The following is an 18,000-nucleotide window of genomic DNA, read 5'->3' on the forward strand; positions in this document are numbered from 1 at the left end:
CGGGGTGGCAAAAGAGCGAACCTTATGTTTGTCGAAAAACATTGACTCAATGTTAAAAACATATAACATAGTGTGAGAATCAAGTAACATGGAGTTCGATATGTCGTTTCGTGAGAAAATCCACTGGGTCGCCCTTGCCGGGCTGATTGCCGGATTTGGTTGGTACTTCCTGTCCTATCCATGGGCCACCGCCAATACCCGCATGGGCATGCTGACCTCGGTCTGGATGCTGTTTCCGACCACCATCATCTTCTTGGTGCCCATGATTGCAGGCAGCGCCTATTTTGCCATCCGCACGCCGAAAGAAGCCAATCTGAAAGAGGATGAGCGTGAAAAGCTGATCCATCTGAAAGGTACGCATGCGGCCTATTATCCGTTGGTCCTAGGAGTGTGGGCCAATATTTTCGCCATGATCAACGGACTGATGTACGGCTGGTCGGTAAACATCCTGATGGCAACGCTGGTGCTTGCGGAACTGGTCCGTGTAGGCGCACAACTTTACTATTACCGGCGGGGCTATTGATCGTGGCGCAACTCCCATTCGACAATGACATAAGGACGCTGCGTTTCCTTGCCGCCGAGATGACTCAAGGCGATCTTGGCGACCGTGTCGGTGTTACCCGACAGACGATCGCCGCGATCGAACAGGGCAAATATTCGCCCAGCCTTGAGGTAGCCTTTCGCATTGCGCGGGTCTTTGACAAGCCGCTCGAGGATGTTTTCCGCTGGCGCGACGACTGATCCGGGTTCTGCCCGCCGCGCATTGGAAGAGGTAAGGCCCCTCCCAATCGCTGCAATGACGGTCAGCCGAGGTCGGCCGTGACAAAATCGGCCGCGCGTTCACCGATCATCATCGATGGCGCGTTGGTGTTCCCCGATATCAGGCGCGGCATGATGCTCGCATCGGCGACATAAAGCCCTTCAATCCCCCTGAACTTCAGGCGGGTATCGACGACGTCGTCTGCATTGCTGCCCATGCGGCAGGTGCCAACAGGGTGATAGACGGTGTCCGCCCGGTCGCGAATCAACTGTTCCAGCGCTGCATCATCATCAACAGCGGTCACATAGCGATCCTTGCCCTTATAGGCCGCGAGCGACGGTGCCTCGACTATCCGGTGGGTCAACCGGACGCCCGCCTTCAGCGTTTCAAGGTCGCGGTCGTCGGTCAGGAAGGCCGGGTCGATCAGCGGTGCAACCGCAGCATCTGCCGAGGCCAGCCGCACCGTGCCCCGGCTATAGGGGCGCAGCACACAGGCGTGGATGCTATAGCCATGGCCTTTCACTTTCTCGCGCCCATGATCTTCAAGCATCGCGGGCACGAAATGATATTGGATATCGGGCGCGGGCAGATCGGGTGACGATTTCCAGAAACCGCCGCTCTCGGCAAAACAGGTGGTCATGATGCCCGTGCGCTTCAGCCGATGCTCGATCACTGCCTTTGCCATCCGCCATGTGCCTGCCAGACTGTCGCCAAACAGTTCGGTCGATGCGGTCTGGAAACTCGATACATAGTCGATATGGTCCTGCAGATCGGCGCCCACTGCCGGCTTGTCGCACATCACATCAATGTTCAGGCTGCGCAGATGATCTGCAGGGCCAATTCCGGAAAGCTGCAATATCTGGGGGCTGCCAAAGGCACCGGCCGACAGGATCACCGCACCGCCTGCTTTCAGCGTCCTGCGGCTGTTGCCCTGGCGAATGACGATGCCCGTCGCGCGGCCTTCTTCGACGATGATCCGCTCGGTCAGCGCGCCGGTGATGACTTCCAGCTTGCCGGCTGCCTTGGCTGGCTCGACATAGGCGCGCGCCGCCGACCAGCGTTCCCCGCCTTTTTGCGTGACCTGATAAAGGCCGAAACCTTCCTGCTGAGAGCCGTTAAAGTCGTCAGTTCGCGGCAATTGCAGCTCCGCCGCAGCTTCGACAAAAGCCAAGCTGCCCGGATTGGGCCAACGTTGGTCCATGACGTTGAGCGGACCCTTGTCGCCATGAAAGGCATCGCCGCCCCGTTCATTGCCTTCGGATTTCTTGAAATAGGGCAGCACGTCGTCATAGGCCCAGCCTGCACAGCCGAGCGCAGCCCAATTGTCATAATCCCAGGCGTGGCCGCGGATATAGACCATCGCATTGATCGCACTTGACCCGCCCAGGCCACGACCACGCGGCTGATAGCCGGTCCGGCCGTTCAGCCCCTTTTGCGGCACGGTTTCATAACGATAGTTTGACGCATCGGGGATGAAAGGCATGAAGCCCGGCGTCTTTACCCGGATGGTGTTGTTATGCCCGCCGGCCTCGACAAGGCAGACCTTATATTTGCCAGATTCGGCAAGCCTGCCGGCCGCTGCGCTGCCCGCTGATCCGCCGCCAACTACGATGATGTCAAATTCGTCCATGACTACTCCTCTTGCAATCAGGACTTAATCAGGCGGTTAAATTTCGCAATCGCTATTCTGCGGGCGTTGCCTGATTTTGCTGGCGCTCGGTCCAACGCGCCTTGATGCTTTCAGATGTGTCGCGGCTATTGTCATGGCTCCAGCCGGGTGGGTTCCACAGATAGCCCAGTTTATGCCGCCAGGGCGCGGACCATAGGTCGCGCGCAATTCCCACCCATTCGTGGAACAGGCTCCACAGCAGGTTGAAACTGCCCAATTGGCGGACAATGCCATAACGGATCGGTTCCCCGTCCACTTCCTCGACAAATGTGCCGAACATTCGATCCCAGATGATGAAGGTGCCGGCATAGTTGGAATCGAGATAGCGCGGGTTGGTCGCATGGTGGACGCGATGATGGCTCGGCGTATTCATGACATATTCGAACCAGCGCGGCAGCTTTCCGATCGCCTCGGTATGGATCCAGAATTGGTAGATGAGGTTGATTGCACCGCAGAAGAAAACCATCGCCGGATCAAAACCGATCAGCACCAGCGGCAGGCGGAAGATGAAGCCTAGCGCTATGAAACCGGTCCAGCTTTGCCGCAGCGCGGTCGACAGGTTGTAATGCTGGCTCGAATGATGGTTCACATGGCTTGCCCAGAACCAGCGGACCTGATGCGCACTGCGATGAAACAGATAATAAGCAAGATCGTCGACTACAAAGCAGACGATCCACGCCCACCACATCCAGCCGATATCGAACAGGCGGTATTGATAGGCGCTGTAAAACAATGCGACGACCAACCCCGCCGTCAACGCCCCCGCTACGGTGCTTCCAACGCCGAAGGCTAGCGAGGTTAGCGTGTCGCGCGGTTCATATTTTTCGGGGGCATTACGCTTCGCCCATATCATTTCGATGAGGATCAGCAGGACGAAAACCGGAACTGCAAAATCAATCGGATTGGGCAGTTTCACCATCATGCTTGAATCCTTCGCAACCCTGCGGCCCAGGCCTGCGCGCGTTCACCCAGGTTGAGCGTTACCTTGCCGAAATGGCGGTCGCTCGTACCGATCGTCAGGAAATTCTGGTCCAGCCGCGATTCGGTGGAGCTATCGAGCAGCCGTCCGACAAATTGCGCGCCATGGCGGCGCAAAACCATCTGCCTGCCTTGTGCATCGCGAAGCAACGCGCCAATCCCTGCGCGGTCGATGGCGATGTCGACGGCTTCGAAACCGCATAGCGCCTGTTCGGCAAGTTCGCTGGCATGGGCTTCATCACGAATGCGCATGTCGCCGCCCAAACCCATGCGTCGTACCATCCATGCCACGAACAGGATCGAGATCAGCGATGCGGCCAGTTTTACAATTTCGAATAGCGCCCCGTCCAAAATTCAGGCCCGAGCTTTAAGCATGTCCATGAGCGGACGAATTGGGCTGACATCATAGCCCGCCTTGGCGGCCATGTTGGTAAGTGCGTCGGGATCGCCGCCCTGCGATGCTTCGGCGAGCGCCCAAAGCAACGTTGATCGCGTGCCCGACCGGCAATAGGCTAGGACACCGCCCTGCGCTGTATCCAGTGCATCGGCCATCGCCTTGACCTGCGGTTCGCTGAAGCCTGAATGGGTAACGGGTATTGCGACATAGTCCATGCCCGCCGCCCGTGCGGCTGCCTCAATTTCTTCACCCGGCGTCTGGTCGTCGCCTTCGCCGTCGGGCCGGTTGTTAACGATCAGCTTGATCCCCAAAGCGGTTGCCTCGGCGATCTGGTCAGCGGTGATTTGCGGGGAGGCATAGATGCCATCGGTGATTTTGCGGAACATGTGCGTCATCCTTCTGCAAACCCCCTTATTACAGACAGAAAGGCTTCGCCATAGGCTTCCAGCTTACGTGCGCCGATACCGCTGATCATCGCAATATTTGAAGGATCCTTTGGCCGCCGCTGTGCCAGTTCGCGCAAGGTGGCGTCGTGAAAGATCACATAGGGTGGCACACCCGCCGCTTCGGCAAGTTCGCGTCGCTTGGCGCGTAGCGCTTCGAACAGCGGATCGTCGGCTGGGTTGCCTTCGCGTGCCCGCTCCCGCTTAGGCTTGGGTGGTACGACAATCTCGATCTTGTGTTCGCCCTTCAGGATAGATCGCGCGCCGCCAGCCAGCCGCAAACCGCCATGTTCATTGGCGCCCAAATGCCCCTGCGCCTGCAAGGCCCGGGCGACCGGCCGGATCAGCGTCGCTTCCGCGGTATCGACGATGCCGAACACCGAAAGCTGGTCATGGCCGCGCGCCAATATGCGTTCATCGCTCTGCCCGCGCAGCACCTTTTCCAGATGCCCGACGCCAAAGCTTTGTCCGGTGCGATAAACCGCGGAAAGCAGCTTGCGCGCTACCTCGGTCGCATCGGTCACGCCGGGTGCATCGAGGCAATTGTCGCAATTGCCGCACTGATGCGGCGGGGTTTCACCGAAATGACGAAGCAGTATCGCGCGCCTGCAGCCGGCGGTCTCGACCAAAGCCGACAAGGCGTCGATCCGTGCCTTTTCGGCCAGCAGTCGGACTTCAGGCACGTCCTTCAGCCGTTCGCGTGCGAGGCTGAAATCGCCTGCTGACCAGAAAAGATGGGCAACAGCCGGGTCGCCATCACGGCCGGCACGACCGCTTTCCTGATAATAGGCCTCGATCGATTTGGGGATGCCGGCATGGGCCACGAAGCGCACATCCGGCTTGTCGATGCCCATGCCAAAGGCGACTGTTGCGACCATCACCATATCTTCGGATGCGACAAATTCCGCCTGTGCCGCTGCACGCGCAGCCGGGTCCATTCCCGCGTGGTAATAGGCGGCACGCCGCCCACTGCGCCCGATCAATTCCGCCAGTTTCTCCGCACGGTCGCGCGTCGTTGCATAGACAATCCCGGCACCGCGCCACCGCCGCACCGCAGAAGCGATCGCCGACCCCTTGTTTGTGCTGTTGGTAACGGCGTAGCGGATGTTCGGCCGGTCAAAGCCGGAAACGATGGTCCCGCTTTCGGGTATGCCCAGTTGCTGCGCAATGTCTTCGCGGGTGTGTTCGTCCGCCGTTGCGGTCAGCGCCAATCGCGCGACATCTGGAAATTCGTCCATCATCGGACGAAGCAAGCGATAGTCGGGGCGGAAATCATGGCCCCATTCGGATACGCAATGTGCCTCGTCGATCGCGAAGAGCGCGATATTTGCTTCGTGGAGCAAGGCCCGGAAATCGGCGGTCGAGGCACGTTCGGGCGCTACATATAGCAGGTCCAACTCACCTGCCCGGAACCGGGTAATCGTTTCCGCCCTATTGTTGTCGGCTGAAGTCAATGTTGCGGCCCGAATTCCGACAGCGCTCGCGGCGCGCAATTGATCGTGCATCAAGGCGATCAGGGGCGAAATTACGATGCAGGTGCCATCGAGAATCACTGCGGGCAACTGGTAACAAAGCGATTTGCCCGCACCCGTGGGCATTACCGCCAACGTGCTTTGTCCTTGCAGCGTGCGACTGACGACATCTTCCTGCACGCCGCGAAAGGCAGGAAAACCGAAAACGCGGTGCAGCACATCTGCAGGACTGGAATTGAGCGGTGTGCTGGCCATCGCCCGAGGCGCTAGGCGGGAAATCCGCCCAAGAACAGACCGCTCATGCCTGATCGATCACTAGCTTGTGGATAGTCGTGCCCGAGCCCCGTTATGCGGCGGCTTCAGGTTCCGCTTCTTTCTCGGCCTGTTGGCGCGTCCACATTTCGGCATAAAGCCCGTTGCTTGCCAGCAGATCGGCATGGGTCCCGCGTTCGGCAATTCGCCCTGCGTCGAGCACGACAATCTCGTCTGCATCGACCACGGTCGAAAGCCGGTGCGCGATAACGATCGTGGTGCGTGCCTTTGCTACGGCATCAAGTGTGTCGAGTATCTCTGCCTCAGTCCGGCTGTCGAGGGCGCTTGTCGCTTCGTCGAGGATCAATATGGGCGGATTTTTGACGAGCGTTCGGGCAATCGCCACGCGCTGTTTCTCACCGCCAGACAATTTCAGTCCACGTTCGCCCACCTGCGTTTCATATTGGCGCGGCTGGGCGGCGATGAAATGGTGGATCTGGGCACCGCGAGCTGCATCCTCGATATCGCGCTGGTCGGCACCCTCGCGGCCATAGCCGATATTGTAACCGATGCTGTCGTTGAAAAGCACGGTATCCTGCGGAACTATGCCGATATGCGATCGCAGCGAAGCTTGCGTCACGTCGCGCAAATCCTGCCCGTCGATCGTGATCCGGCCGCCGGTCACGTCGTAGAAGCGGTAAAGCAGCCGCGCGATCGTCGATTTCCCGGCACCGGACGGGCCCACAACGGCAAGTGTTTTGCCCGGCGGCACGGTCAGCGTCAGTCCATTCAGGATCTGCCGATCCTTGTCATAGCCAAAGGTGACATTTTCAAAATGCAGTTCACCGCCGCTCACATTCAGGGCAACTGCGCCGGGCTTGTCGACGATTTCAGCCTCGGTATCGATCAGGTCGAACATTGCGGCCATGTCGATCAGTCCTTGGCGGATCGTGCGATAGACCATGCCGAGCATATCGAGCGGACGGAAAAGCTGGGCGAGCAGGGTGTTGACGAGCACAACGTCACCGGTCGAGAATTTGCCCTGCGACCAGCCCCAAACCGAATAGCCCATTGCGCCCGCCATCATCAAATTGGTAATCAGTGACTGGCCTATGTTTAACCAGGCGAGCGAGTTTTCCGATTTGACCGCTGCCTCGGCATAGCGGTGCGCGACCTTTGCATAATATTCCGACTCGCGATCCTCGGCGTTGAAATATTTGACGGTTTCATAGTTTAGCAGGCTGTCGACCGAGCGCGCGACCGTTGCCGTATCCAGCTCATTCATTTCCTCGCGCAGCTTGTTGCGCCAGTCGGTCACTCTTTGGGTGAAGAGGATATAGACGGTCACCATGGCGATCGTCGCGACGACTAAGCCAAAGCCGAACTTGATCCAGAAGATTACCAGCACAGCGGTCAGTTCGATCGCCGTCGGGGCGATATTGAACAGCATGAAATAGAGCATGATGTCGATGCTCTTGGTGCCGCGTTCGATCACCTTGGTAACAGCCCCGGTACGGCGGTTCATATGGAATCGCATCGACAGGCGGTGCAGGTGGGCAAAGGTATGTTCGGCCAGCCGGCGGGTCGCATCCTGTCCGACGCGTTCGAACACCACATTGCGGATGTTATCGAACAACACGCCGCCGAATCGCGCGCCGGAATAGGCGACCACCAGCCCGATTGCGAGCCAGACCGCGTCTTCCAGCCCTGGTTTCATCTGGTCGACGGCCGCGCCATAGACGAAGCCCATGGAGAGCTGAACACCCTTGGACACGAGCACCAGCAGCATCGCGATGACGATCCGCACGCGAAGCGCCGTCATGTCCTTTGGCCAAAGATAGGGCAGAAACCGCTTCAACGTCGCAAATGTCGCGTCAGGCTTGGGCGAAGCCTTATCGTCCCCCTCGCCCTCGTTTGCGCTTGCCGTCATTCCCTGCATCGGAACCCTATAGGCCCGGAATTCAGGATCAGAAAGTGCTGCTGACGTTCAGCCGGTAGAAAGTGCCATAACGGTAATCGCCCTGTCGGGTGAAATCGACGGGGCCATTGCGACGATTGAGGTAGAAGATCTCACGCGAATGTTCCCGCTGCCCCGCGAGATTCATCACGGTTCCACGTACCTTCAGGCCCAGCACATTCTTATGCTCGATATAGGCCTGCACAAACGGCCCTGTCCGGGATTCACGGCCGAAATAATCGAGGCGGTAAAATCCGTTGTCGTAATTATCTTCGGCGAACAGCCCCCACGCCCATTGCGTATCGGGGATATCGTGTCGGAAATCGATGTTCCAATAGCTGCGTCCGCGATTGCTGATCGGTCGGCCGATAAGCAACAGCGGATCACGCACGCTGGTTGCTTGCAGGGCGAGCAGGGCATCCAGTTTGGCGCCCTTGAAACCGATCGCATCCAAAACGAAACTGCCGTTGATCTCGCCGCGCAACCGCTTCGCGCTCGGCAGGTTGCCTACGGCTTCCTCGGTCAGGCTGATCGGGATCTGGTCGACAAGATCGCTGATCAGTTCACCGTCGAGCTTGAACTTGATCGAACCAGCTTTGCCAAGTGACCAATTTGCTTCATTTTCCCAAAGCCAGCTTTGCGGCGGTACGAGCTCGGGATTGTTGGCATTATTGTTGCCGTTCTGGACATCAACCGAGGCCAGAAAGTCGAAGAAGCTCAACTGGCCGACCTTGCGCTGGAACTTGCTTGAAAAACTGAGGTTGGACGTTGCTTTCCAGCTCAATGCCACAAAAGCTTTTGGGCGCCAGAATGTGCGGTTCGATCCGCCTGCGCCTGTCTGGCCGAGCTGGCTATATTCGCCGCCGATACTTGCCTGGACCGACAGCGTCGGTGACAGCGGGCGCCCATAGGCCAGAATTGCCTGGCCGCGCTTTTCCTCGACGCGTGATGTTGCGCCGGGCACCGGCACCGGCTGATAGGCGGTGCCTGCCAGCTGGAATAGCTCCGCTTCTGCGTCGAGATAATTGAGCGCGCCTTCCAGCGACACTTGCCAATCGGCCGGCCCCGCCTTCCAACGATACTCGCTACGCACGACCGTTTCGCTTTCATCGATGCGGCGTTCAAATCGCTGGCCCTGCGGCGGCGTGCCGTCGATGAAATCGCGCCGGAATTCGCTGGTGATCGGACTATGTTCAAACCGGCGGAAGCCGACCAGTTTCAACCTGCCAGGGCCGATCCCGAATTCATAATCGCCGCCAAGTTCATAATTCCATTCATCTTCTCGGCTGCGCTGCAATTCATCGATATCCGGGGTGCCTGGGGCGAAGCGGACAAAGTCGCTCTTTCTGCGAAAACGGAAAAATTCGAGTGCACCGTTGATGTTGAAGATATTACCGTTGTCGGCTTTCAGATTGTAACTGCCGGCAAGGCGGGGGCGGTCGCCGCGGTTCCGCGCCTCAATTGCCCTTGTATAGAGCAGTGTGCCGTCGGCGGCCCGCGTAAACTCCTCGCCCCATGCGCCGCCGCGAAAGCCATCATCATTGCTCAAGCCAAGGGTGAAATCGCCTTTGCCCAGACGGCCCGAAAGATTGACTTCGCCGGTTCTGCCGTTCGCGCCAATCTTTTCGCGCGTTTCGCCGCGCCACGCAAAATTGCCCTTCAGCCTGCCTTCACGCGCGACGATATTGAGCACCTGTCCGTTGATGCCCGAAACGTTGAACGTGGCCGCATCCGCGACTTCTAGACGCAGGACCGACGATACCGCGATCCGCGACAGTGCCGTTTCGGCGTCATTACTTTTGCCAGTGACGCGCTGACCGTTGATCAGCACATTCTGGCTGGCTTCACCCAGCCCGCGATCGTTGCTGACTTGTGTGATCGAAAAGCCTGGAATCTGCCGTACCATGTCGAGCGCGGTCTGCGGGGCAAAGCGTTCAAACTGGCTGGTGAGATAGATCTGGCGGCCATTCTCCAGCTGTGGTTCAAGGCCGGTTGCGCCGGATGGCAGGGTAAGGGGCGCAGCAACTGTATTTGCCGGACTGCTTTCCGCGCGCAGCGGGTGCGCGGTGGCGAGCGCCAACAGGCTGGCAGCGGCGGTAAGGCCGTTACGGGCGCAGAAAACGGTCATTCCCTCTCCAAAACCAAGGTTTGCAGGCTTTCTTTCGGCCCGTTTGCGCTCCCTTGGCGTTGCCCTAGTTTTGCATGATGTTGGAATGAAGCCGCATTCGATCAGCGGCCAATGGTCAGGGACCAACTACATCCGGCGCGATAAAAGCATCCAGGCTGCGATCGCGTTGCACAGCGTGTATCCGGCATATAGCCCGAATATGAGGCCGGAATTGGCATGGGCGAAAAACAGCGCTCCCAGAAGAAGTATATATTCAACCATATAGCTTCCGTTTCGGCCAAAATGCCGGCCAAAATACAGCTTGGTATCCTCAACAAAGGGATGGCCGGATTCCATTACTGCCTTGTGCATCGCGAAATTGGCGACGCCGAGGACGAAGCAGGCGATCAGGAACATCTGTCGCCCGCCTCAATCATTGCGCAGTTGCCGGTTCGGCCTTTTCTGGGCGCAGGCTGGTACCTGCCCGGCCGCCGCGGAAGGAGGAGAACCAGCTCAGCGGGCTTAGTCCGGTCGTGCCGTCGAGCGAGAAAGTGATGATTTCCGCTCGTCCGCCAATCCGCTCCCATGCGACCGGGCCGCCAAGCCCGATCGGCGCATCGACGCGGCTGTCGGCGCTGTTGTCACGATTGTCTCCCAGAAGATAGAAATGCCCGGCCGGAATGCGCAGCGGCGCGACATCGTCGGTTGTACCGCGACGGGCATCGATCGTGTCATAGCTGACGCCGTTGGGCAGCGTTTCGCGCACGATTGTCACATAGCAATGCAGTGAACCGTCGGCTTCCTGCGCCAATGCGCCGGGAAAGTCGATTTCGGTGCATGGATTATTGGCATCGACTGCCAGATCCTTTGCCGGCTGCGCCTCTTGACGAACAGGCCGTCCATTGAGGAAAATCTGGCCGTCGCGCATTTCGAAAAGATCGCCCGGCATGCCTATCACGCGCTTGATATAATCCTGATTCTTGTCCTCAGGAGTCAGGATCACGACATCGCCGCGCTCTGGCATTGATCCCCAGATGCGGCCCTTCATTTCGGGAACGGTGAAGGCGAGCGAATCCACTTCATCGCGCAGCACCAGCCAGCGGAACAGAGCCACCGGGTTCGGAATCGTCGGTGAAACGAAGCTCCAGCCATAGGCATATTTGGAAACGAACAGCCGGTCGCCGACCAGCAGCGTCGGCATCATTGATATTGAGGGGATATAAAAAGGTTTTGCGATGAAGCTGTGAAAGCCGAGTACCGCCAGCAGTAACCAGAACAGCCCTTTCAGCTCCGCCCAAAGGCTTGCGGCCCAGCCGGGTTTTTCGGCTTCCGGACGCGCCGCTGCAGCTTCTGGAACGGCATTATTCTTGTCTTCGGGGGTAAGTTCAGGGGTCAAACTGCTCATGCTCTCGCTATCGCTACCGCCTCGATGATTACAAAGGCCTGCGCCCAAGGGTGATCGTCGGTCAGCGTCAAATGAATCCGGGCCTCATAGCCGTCCGGAACCATCGCGTCGAGCCGTGCTTTCGCGCCGCCGGTCAAGGCGAGAGTCGGTGCCCCTGAGGGTGCGTTGATGACGCCGATATCCTTCATGAACACGCCGCGCTTAAAACCAGTGCCTACGGCTTTGCTAAACGCCTCTTTGGCGGCGAAGCGCTTGGCGTAGGTGCCTGCTGCTGTGAACGGGCGTTTGGCGGCTTTCGCATTTTCGACATCTGTGAAGACGCGAGCCTTAAACCGTTCGCCAAATCGATCCAGCGAGTTCTGGATCCGCTCGATATTGCAAAGGTCGGAGCCGAGCCCGATGATCACCGCGCGGCGTCCATCAGCGTGCGCATCCGTCGCACGCTTTCTTCCAGCCCGATAAAGATCGCCTCGCCAACCAGATAATGGCCGATATTCAGTTCGGCGAGTTGGGGGATGGCGGCGATCGGCTGGACATTCTCAAAAGTCAGGCCGTGGCCGGCATGCGGCTCGATACCATTTTTCGCGGCCAGCGCGGCGGCATCGCCGACACGTTTCAGTTCGCGTTCCACGCCGGGGCCATCATTGTCGAGAAACAGATGGGCATAGCGGCCGGTGTGAAACTCGACCACCGGGGCACGCAGTCGCATCGCCGCCTCAATCTGTTGCGCTTCGGGCTCGATAAACAGGCTGACCCTGATCCCCGCATCAAGCAGCCGCGTGACGATCGGCGCGAGATGATTATGTTGTCCCGCCGCATCAAGCCCGCCCTCTGTCGTGCGCTCCTCGCGACGTTCGGGGACGATGCAGGCGGCATGCGGCTTGTGACGCAACGCGATCGCCAGCATTTCCTCGGTCGCGGCCATTTCAAGATTCACCGGCAACTGCGCTTGCGCCATGATCGCATCGAGATCGGTGTCACGGATATGCCGCCGGTCTTCGCGCAGGTGGACGGTGATTCCGTCGCCGCCCGCTGCCTCGACAATACGCACTGCCCGCATCGGATCAGGGTGATCGCCGCCGCGCGCATTGCGGATCGTGGCGACATGATCGATGTTGACGCCTAGGCGGAGCATTAGGTTCATGCGATCTTGCGGCTTCCGGGCTTCGTCGCCGGAATGGCGGCGAGTTCGGCAGGAACCTCTTCGGGCGCGTAGGTCGGAAAGTTCAATTCGATCAGAGGGTAGAAGGGCACGCCCAGATCAGCTGTGCCGCCCGACCGGTCGATGATGGATGCCGCCGCGATCACCTCGCCGCCGGCTTCTTCAACGGCCTTGATTGCTTCACGCGATGAAAGGCCAGTGGTAACGACATCTTCGACCAGCAGCACTTTCTGGCCCGGTTCAATGGAAAAACCGCGGCGAAGTCCGAATACGCCATCTGGACGCTCAACGAAAAGGGCGTTCACCTCAAGCGCACGGCCCATTTCATGGCCGATGATAATGCCGCCCATTGCGGGCGAGATTACCACCTCGATCGCACTGCGCACTTCGCGCGGCAATTTCTGCGCAATCGCAATTGCGATGCGGCTCGCGCGGGCAGGATCCATCAAAAGTCGCGCACATTGCAGATAGTTGGCGCTATGCCGTCCGGACGAGAGCAGGAAATGCCCTTCTAGCAAAGCTTCGGCAGCGCGGAATTCGGAGAGGATTTCATCTTCGGTCATGTTTTTGGGAGAGCCTTTATATGACGTGCAATTGCGGTTGCGCAGTTTGCAACGCAATTAGGTGGAAAACCCGCACAAATAAATGCAAAAATTGCTATTGCGGGTGCTTGAGGCTTGTGACAAGCGCGCCTATAAGCCGCGCCAAATCGCGGTTTTTGATAAGCGATGTTATGGCAAGTGGCGGAAACGTCGTTTCAAGATTACGGGGCTAACGTAATGAATGTTTTGAAGAAATTTATTCTGGCTTGCGGACTGCTGATGGTGCCCGCGCTGGTTTCGGCGCAGGCCGCGAATCCTGCCCCGGCACCTGCTGCTGCTGAGGCAAAAGCGGTGCCGGCACCGGTCCCGGGCAATGCCGCGGCCGTTCCGGCCGCTGGTGAGGCGCCTGCCGCGCCGGCTGCAGATGCCGCCGCCGCACCTGCTGCTGCCGATGATGGTTCGCTTCCCGGCTACACGCCGCTGGCTCCTGATTATGCCAACAGCGTTGGTATGCCGCATGAGCGCGGCGTCGATTTCCAGGAACAGTTCAGCCCCAATGGCCATTATGCAAAATGGATCAACAATGTGATCCTGCTGCCGATCATCATTGCCATTGCGCTCTTCGTATTGGGCCTTCTCCTCTGGGTGATCGTTCGTTATCGCCGAGCGGCAAACCCCAATCCTTCGAAGACGACGCATAACACCGCGATTGAGGTGATCTGGACGCTGGTTCCGGTGCTGATCCTTCTTGGTATTGCGTACCCCTCGCTCGACCTGCTCGCAAAGCAGTTCAAGCCCGCCCCCAAGGAGGCGGTGACCGTGAAGGTGACTGGTTATCAATGGTATTGGGGTTACACCTATCCCGACCATGGCGGCTTTGAAGTTGTATCTAACATGCTCAAGGAGCAGGCCGACGTGAATGCCGGTGAGCGCTTCCGTACCGAAAATGACGGTCCGAAGCTGCTTGCGGTCGACAACCGCATGGTCGTGCCGGCCGGCGTTCCGCTGCGCATCCAGACCACCGCTGCTGACGTCATTCACGCTTTTGCGGTGCCCTCGCTCTGGTTCAAGCTGGATGCCGTTCCTGGCCGGTTGAATGAAAAGGCGCTGCTGATCGAAAAGCCGGGCGTCTATTTTGGCCAATGCTCTGAACTTTGCGGTGCACGTCACGCGTTCATGCCGATCGTGGTTGAGGCGCTTCCGCCCGCGCAATTCGCGGCTTGGGTGAAGGCAAAGGGTGGCGCGATGCCGGGCGAAAAGCCGGCTGAGGCTGCTGCTCCCGCTGCGGCTCCTGCCGCTGCCGCACCGGCTGCTGCTGCACCCGCCGCTACTGAAACTGCCAAGGCCGCCACTCCGGCGCCTGCTGCACAATAAGACAAGAGGTCGACTCACATGACGACAATCGCCGCCAATCCCGCTGATCTCCATGATCATGCGCATGACGCTGACCATAAGCCGGGCTTCTTTGCCCGCTGGTTCATGTCCACCAACCACAAGGATATCGGAACGCTGTATCTGATCTTCGCAATCTTTGCCGGCATTATTGGCGGCGGGATTTCGGGTTTGATGCGGCTTGAGCTTGCCGAGCCCGGCATCCAGTATCTCCAGACCTGGGCGAGCTGGCACAATTCGATGGTTGGCGGCGGTGCTGCCAGCCTCGATGAAGCCTATCACATGTGGAACGTGCTCATCACTGCGCACGGCCTGATCATGGTCTTCTTCATGGTCATGCCTGCAATCATCGGTGGTTTCGGCAACTGGTTCGTGCCTCTGATGATCGGCGCGCCCGACATGGCGTTCCCGCGCATGAACAACATCAGCTTCTGGCTGACGGTCGTTGCGTTCCTGATGCTCCTTGGATCAAGCTTTGTTCCGGGTGGTACGGGCTATGGTGCCGGTACGGGTTGGACGGTCTATGCACCGCTTTCAACCAGCGGTTCGGTCGGCCCCGCAGTCGACATGGCGATCTTCTCACTCCACCTTGCAGGTGCTGCGTCGATCCTCGGTGCTGTTAACTTCATCACCACAATCTTCAACATGCGTGCGCCGGGCATGACCCTGCATAAAATGCCGCTGTTTGTCTGGTCGGTTCTGGTCACGGCATTCCTGCTGCTGCTCGCCCTTCCGGTTCTTGCGGCCGCTATCACCATGTTGCTCGTTGACCGCAATTTCGGCGGTGCATTCTTTGATGCAGCGGCCGGTGGTGACCCGATCCTTTACCAGCATCTCTTCTGGTTCTTCGGCCACCCCGAAGTGTACATCATGATTCTGCCCGGCTTCGGCATCGTCAGCCAGATTGTTGCGACCTTCAGCCGCAAGCCGGTCTTCGGCTATCTCGGCATGGCTTATGCGATGGTTGCGATTGGTGTGGTCGGGTTCGTCGTTTGGGCGCACCACATGTTCACGATCGGCATGAGCGTCGAAATGAAGATGTACTTCACCGCGGCAACGATGGTGATCGCCGTTCCCACCGGCATCAAGATCTTTAGCTGGATCGCAACCATGTGGGGCGGTTCGCTCAGCTTCAAGACCCCGATGGTCTGGGCTCTTGGCTTCATCTTCATGTTCACCGTTGGTGGCGTGACCGGTGTCGTCCTTGCCAATGGCGGTATCGACGATAACCTGCACGATACCTATTATGTTGTCGCGCATTTCCACTATGTGCTTTCGCTGGGTGCCGTCTTCTCGCTGTTCGCCGGTTTCTACTACTGGTTCGGCAAGATGAGCGGTCGCCATCTGAGCGAATTCCTCGGCCATCTCCACTTCTGGGTATTCTTCATCGGCGTGAACATGCTGTTCTTCCCGATGCACTTCCTCGGAAATCAGGGCATGCCGCGTCGCTATCCCGACTATCCGGAAGCCTATGCGCACTGGAACGAAATCGCGTCCTATGGCTATGCCGTAATGGGCGTTGGCGTTCTGATCTTCTTCGTCAACGTGATCTGGTCGCTTGTCGCTGGTCGCAAGGCGGAAGACAATTATTGGGGTGAAGGTGCAACGACCCTCGAATGGACGTTGACCAGCCCGCCGCCTTATCACCAGTTCGAAACGCTGCCGGTGATCAAGTAAGCCGAAAATGCTCTCCTCCCGCGTGCACGCTGCATGCGGGAGGAGAGAGGGAAGCGCGCCTTGGGCCATGCTCTTCCCTTGTTCCAAGGCCCGAACCTGGCTCCTTACGGTAACGTCAGGGGTAGGAAAACAGATGACAACGACAACGCATGACATCGGATTGCCTGCCCGTTGGCAGGATTTCTGGGCGCTGACCAAGCCCCGGGTGATGTCCCTTGTCGTTTTTACGGCACTGTGCGGATTATTGGCCGCGCCGGGCTCGATCCACCCAGTGATCGCCTTTACCGCAATCCTGTGCATCGCGACCGGCGCCGGAGCTTCGGGTGCTTTGAACCAATGGTACGAAGCCGAACTTGACGCCAAGATGCAGCGCACGGCATCGCGTCCGCTCCCGGCGGGGCGGATGGACAAAACATCGGCGCTGCATTTCGGTATCGGGCTGGCCGCCTTTTCGGTCGGCATCATGGGCGTTGCCGTGGGTTGGCTGGCAGCCGGAATTCTGGCTTTTTCGATTCTGTTTTACGCCGTCATCTATACGATGTGGCTAAAGCCTAATACGCCCCAAAACATCGTGATCGGCGGCGCAGCGGGTGCATTTCCGCCAGTAATCGGTTGGGCCGCAGTGACAGGTGACATCACGATCCTCCCCATATTGATGTTCGCCATCATCTTTTTTTGGACGCCGCCGCATTTCTGGGCGCTCGCACTGTTCATGAAATCCGATTATGGCGCGGCCGGTATCCCAATGTTGCCCAATGTTTCCGGACAGCGCGTCACCCGCAACCAGATTTTCGGATATAGCTGGGTGCTCGCCATTGTTGCCATTGCACCTTGGCTGATGGGAATGACGGGCGCGATCTACGGCGGTGTGTCGGTCGTCCTCAATCTGCTGTTTCTGGCGCTGGCTTTGCCTGTCTGGCGCAGCGAGACCAAGGAAGCCGCCGAAATGAAGGCTGAAAAGCGGCTCTTCGCTTATTCGGTTCTCTATCTTTTCGTACTTTTTGCAGCGCTTGCGCTCGATAGGATGCTGTTGGCATGACCGAACAGGAAAAAAAGCCCGTCGACATGGGCCCGCGAATGGTAGGCAGCCTCAGCGTTGATGAAAGCCGTCAGGTGCGCGAGCGTCAGGCCAGCCGTTCAAACGTCATGGGCGTCGTCCTGATCGGTCTTTGTGTGCTATTCTTTGCAATCACCATTGTTAAAGTCGGAGTATGGGGATGAATGACGTTGCCAATCCGAAGCCCAAATCCAATCTGAAGACGGGCCTCATGGCTGGCGGCCTTGCTGTTGCCATGGTGGGCATGGGCTTTGCTGCTGTGCCGCTTTACCGCATTTTCTGCCAAATCACAGGATTTGGCGGAACGACGATGCGGGTCAGCGAAGCGCAAGCTGCGACGATTCCTGTAAGCAACAAGACCATCGTTGTTCGTTTCGACGCGAACCAGCGCGACCTGCCTTGGGACTTTAGACCCGAAAGGCCGACCGATACGGTCAGCATCGGCGCACGTGACATGTCGGTCTATATTGCGAAAAACAATTCCAATCAGCCGGTCAAGGGCATGGCGACGTTCAACGTCAGCCCCGCTCAAGCAGGCCAATATTTCAACAAGGTGCAATGTTTCTGCTTTACCGAGCAGATATTGCAACCCGGGCAACAGGTGCGGATGCCCGTACTCTATTATGTCGATCCGAAGATTATGACCGATCCGGATACCAAGGACATCGAAGAAATTACCCTCAGCTATACCTTCTATCCCGTGGACGAGACGGAAACGGGAAGCTAAGGG

The 18,000-nt window shown here is 58.4% G+C and carries 19 protein-coding genes; 7 read left to right on the top strand and 12 right to left on the bottom strand.

What is annotated here, in order from left to right; translation table 11 throughout:
• The first annotated feature begins 100 nt into the window (after positions 1–100).
• On the top strand, positions 101–523 hold the full coding sequence (locus RSE16_04025) for a hypothetical protein (GenBank protein WRH76644.1): 423 nt from the start codon (positions 101–103) through the stop codon (positions 521–523).
• A 59-nt stretch (positions 524–582) separates the two neighbouring features.
• Positions 583–741 carry a helix-turn-helix transcriptional regulator gene (locus tag RSE16_04030; protein WRH77293.1) on the top strand — a complete coding sequence of 53 codons (159 nt, stop codon included), beginning with the start codon at positions 583–585 and terminating at the stop codon, positions 739–741.
• A 62-nt stretch (positions 742–803) separates the two neighbouring features.
• On the opposite strand, the gene RSE16_04035 is transcribed toward RSE16_04030, so the two are convergent.
• The 12 genes from RSE16_04035 to pyrE form a co-directional block, all read right to left on the bottom strand.
• Positions 804–2,390: a GMC family oxidoreductase N-terminal domain-containing protein gene (locus RSE16_04035; protein ID WRH76645.1), complete on the bottom strand. Its 1,587-nt coding sequence runs from the start codon at positions 2,388–2,390 to the stop codon at positions 804–806.
• Between the two features lie 52 nt (positions 2,391–2,442).
• On the bottom strand, positions 2,443–3,348 hold the full coding sequence (locus tag RSE16_04040) for a sterol desaturase family protein (GenBank protein ID WRH77294.1): 906 nt from the start codon (positions 3,346–3,348) through the stop codon (positions 2,443–2,445).
• Positions 3,348–3,758, bottom strand: a complete 411-nt coding sequence (locus tag RSE16_04045; protein WRH76646.1) for a hypothetical protein — start codon at positions 3,756–3,758, stop codon at positions 3,348–3,350. The genes RSE16_04040 and RSE16_04045 overlap by 1 nt, the downstream gene beginning before the upstream one ends.
• Positions 3,759–3,761: 3 nt before the next feature.
• Positions 3,762–4,190 carry a TIGR01244 family sulfur transferase gene (locus RSE16_04050; protein ID WRH76647.1) on the bottom strand — a complete coding sequence of 143 codons (429 nt, stop codon included), beginning with the start codon at positions 4,188–4,190 and terminating at the stop codon, positions 3,762–3,764.
• 5 nt (positions 4,191–4,195) lie between these two features.
• Positions 4,196–5,974: a DNA helicase RecQ gene (gene recQ / locus RSE16_04055; protein WRH76648.1), complete on the bottom strand. Its 1,779-nt coding sequence runs from the start codon at positions 5,972–5,974 to the stop codon at positions 4,196–4,198.
• Between the two features lie 91 nt (positions 5,975–6,065).
• Complete coding sequence (locus RSE16_04060) at positions 6,066–7,901, bottom strand: ABC transporter ATP-binding protein/permease (GenBank protein ID WRH76649.1); 1,836 nt, start codon at positions 7,899–7,901, stop codon at positions 6,066–6,068.
• A gap of 37 nt (positions 7,902–7,938) precedes the next feature.
• Positions 7,939–10,056, bottom strand: coding sequence for a hypothetical protein (locus tag RSE16_04065; GenBank protein ID WRH76650.1), 2,118 nt, complete (start codon positions 10,054–10,056; stop codon positions 7,939–7,941).
• Positions 10,057–10,182: 126 nt separating this feature from the next.
• Entirely contained in the window at positions 10,183–10,452 is a 270-nt protein-coding gene (locus tag RSE16_04070; GenBank protein WRH76651.1) for a hypothetical protein, read from the bottom strand.
• A 16-nt stretch (positions 10,453–10,468) separates the two neighbouring features.
• On the bottom strand, positions 10,469–11,440 hold the full coding sequence (lepB, locus tag RSE16_04075) for a signal peptidase I (GenBank protein ID WRH76652.1): 972 nt from the start codon (positions 11,438–11,440) through the stop codon (positions 10,469–10,471).
• A complete protein-coding gene (acpS, locus tag RSE16_04080; GenBank protein WRH76653.1) occupies positions 11,437–11,847 on the bottom strand; it encodes a holo-ACP synthase in 411 nt (136 codons plus the stop codon). The genes lepB and acpS overlap by 4 nt, the downstream gene beginning before the upstream one ends.
• The gene (locus RSE16_04085; GenBank protein WRH76654.1) at positions 11,844–12,584 is read right to left on the bottom strand and encodes a pyridoxine 5'-phosphate synthase; all 741 of its coding nucleotides are present in this window, start codon (positions 12,582–12,584) and stop codon (positions 11,844–11,846) included. Before RSE16_04085 ends, acpS begins: the two co-directional genes overlap by 4 nt.
• Positions 12,581–13,165: an orotate phosphoribosyltransferase gene (gene pyrE / locus RSE16_04090; protein ID WRH76655.1), complete on the bottom strand. Its 585-nt coding sequence runs from the start codon at positions 13,163–13,165 to the stop codon at positions 12,581–12,583. Before pyrE ends, RSE16_04085 begins: the two co-directional genes overlap by 4 nt.
• A 225-nt stretch (positions 13,166–13,390) precedes the next feature.
• Between pyrE and coxB the strand changes: the two genes are divergently transcribed.
• From coxB to RSE16_04115, 5 genes are all read left to right on the top strand, one after another.
• Positions 13,391–14,518 (top strand): cytochrome c oxidase subunit II, encoded by a 1,128-nt coding sequence (coxB, locus tag RSE16_04095; protein WRH76656.1) that lies wholly within the window; start codon positions 13,391–13,393, stop codon positions 14,516–14,518.
• An 18-nt stretch (positions 14,519–14,536) separates the two neighbouring features.
• Entirely contained in the window at positions 14,537–16,213 is a 1,677-nt protein-coding gene (ctaD, locus tag RSE16_04100) for a cytochrome c oxidase subunit I (GenBank protein ID WRH76657.1), read from the top strand.
• 133 nt (positions 16,214–16,346) lie between these two features.
• Positions 16,347–17,252 carry a heme o synthase gene (locus tag RSE16_04105; GenBank protein ID WRH76658.1) on the top strand — a complete coding sequence of 302 codons (906 nt, stop codon included), beginning with the start codon at positions 16,347–16,349 and terminating at the stop codon, positions 17,250–17,252.
• Complete coding sequence (locus tag RSE16_04110; GenBank protein WRH76659.1) at positions 17,249–17,434, top strand: hypothetical protein; 186 nt, start codon at positions 17,249–17,251, stop codon at positions 17,432–17,434. Before RSE16_04105 ends, RSE16_04110 begins: the two co-directional genes overlap by 4 nt.
• Complete coding sequence (locus RSE16_04115; GenBank protein WRH76660.1) at positions 17,431–17,997, top strand: cytochrome c oxidase assembly protein; 567 nt, start codon at positions 17,431–17,433, stop codon at positions 17,995–17,997. The genes RSE16_04110 and RSE16_04115 overlap by 4 nt, the downstream gene beginning before the upstream one ends.
• The last annotated feature ends 3 nt before the right edge of the window (positions 17,998–18,000 follow it).

Source organism: Sphingobium sp., from assembly GCA_035196065.1.
Classification (GTDB): Bacteria; Pseudomonadota; Alphaproteobacteria; order Sphingomonadales; family Sphingomonadaceae; genus Sphingorhabdus_B; species Sphingorhabdus_B rara.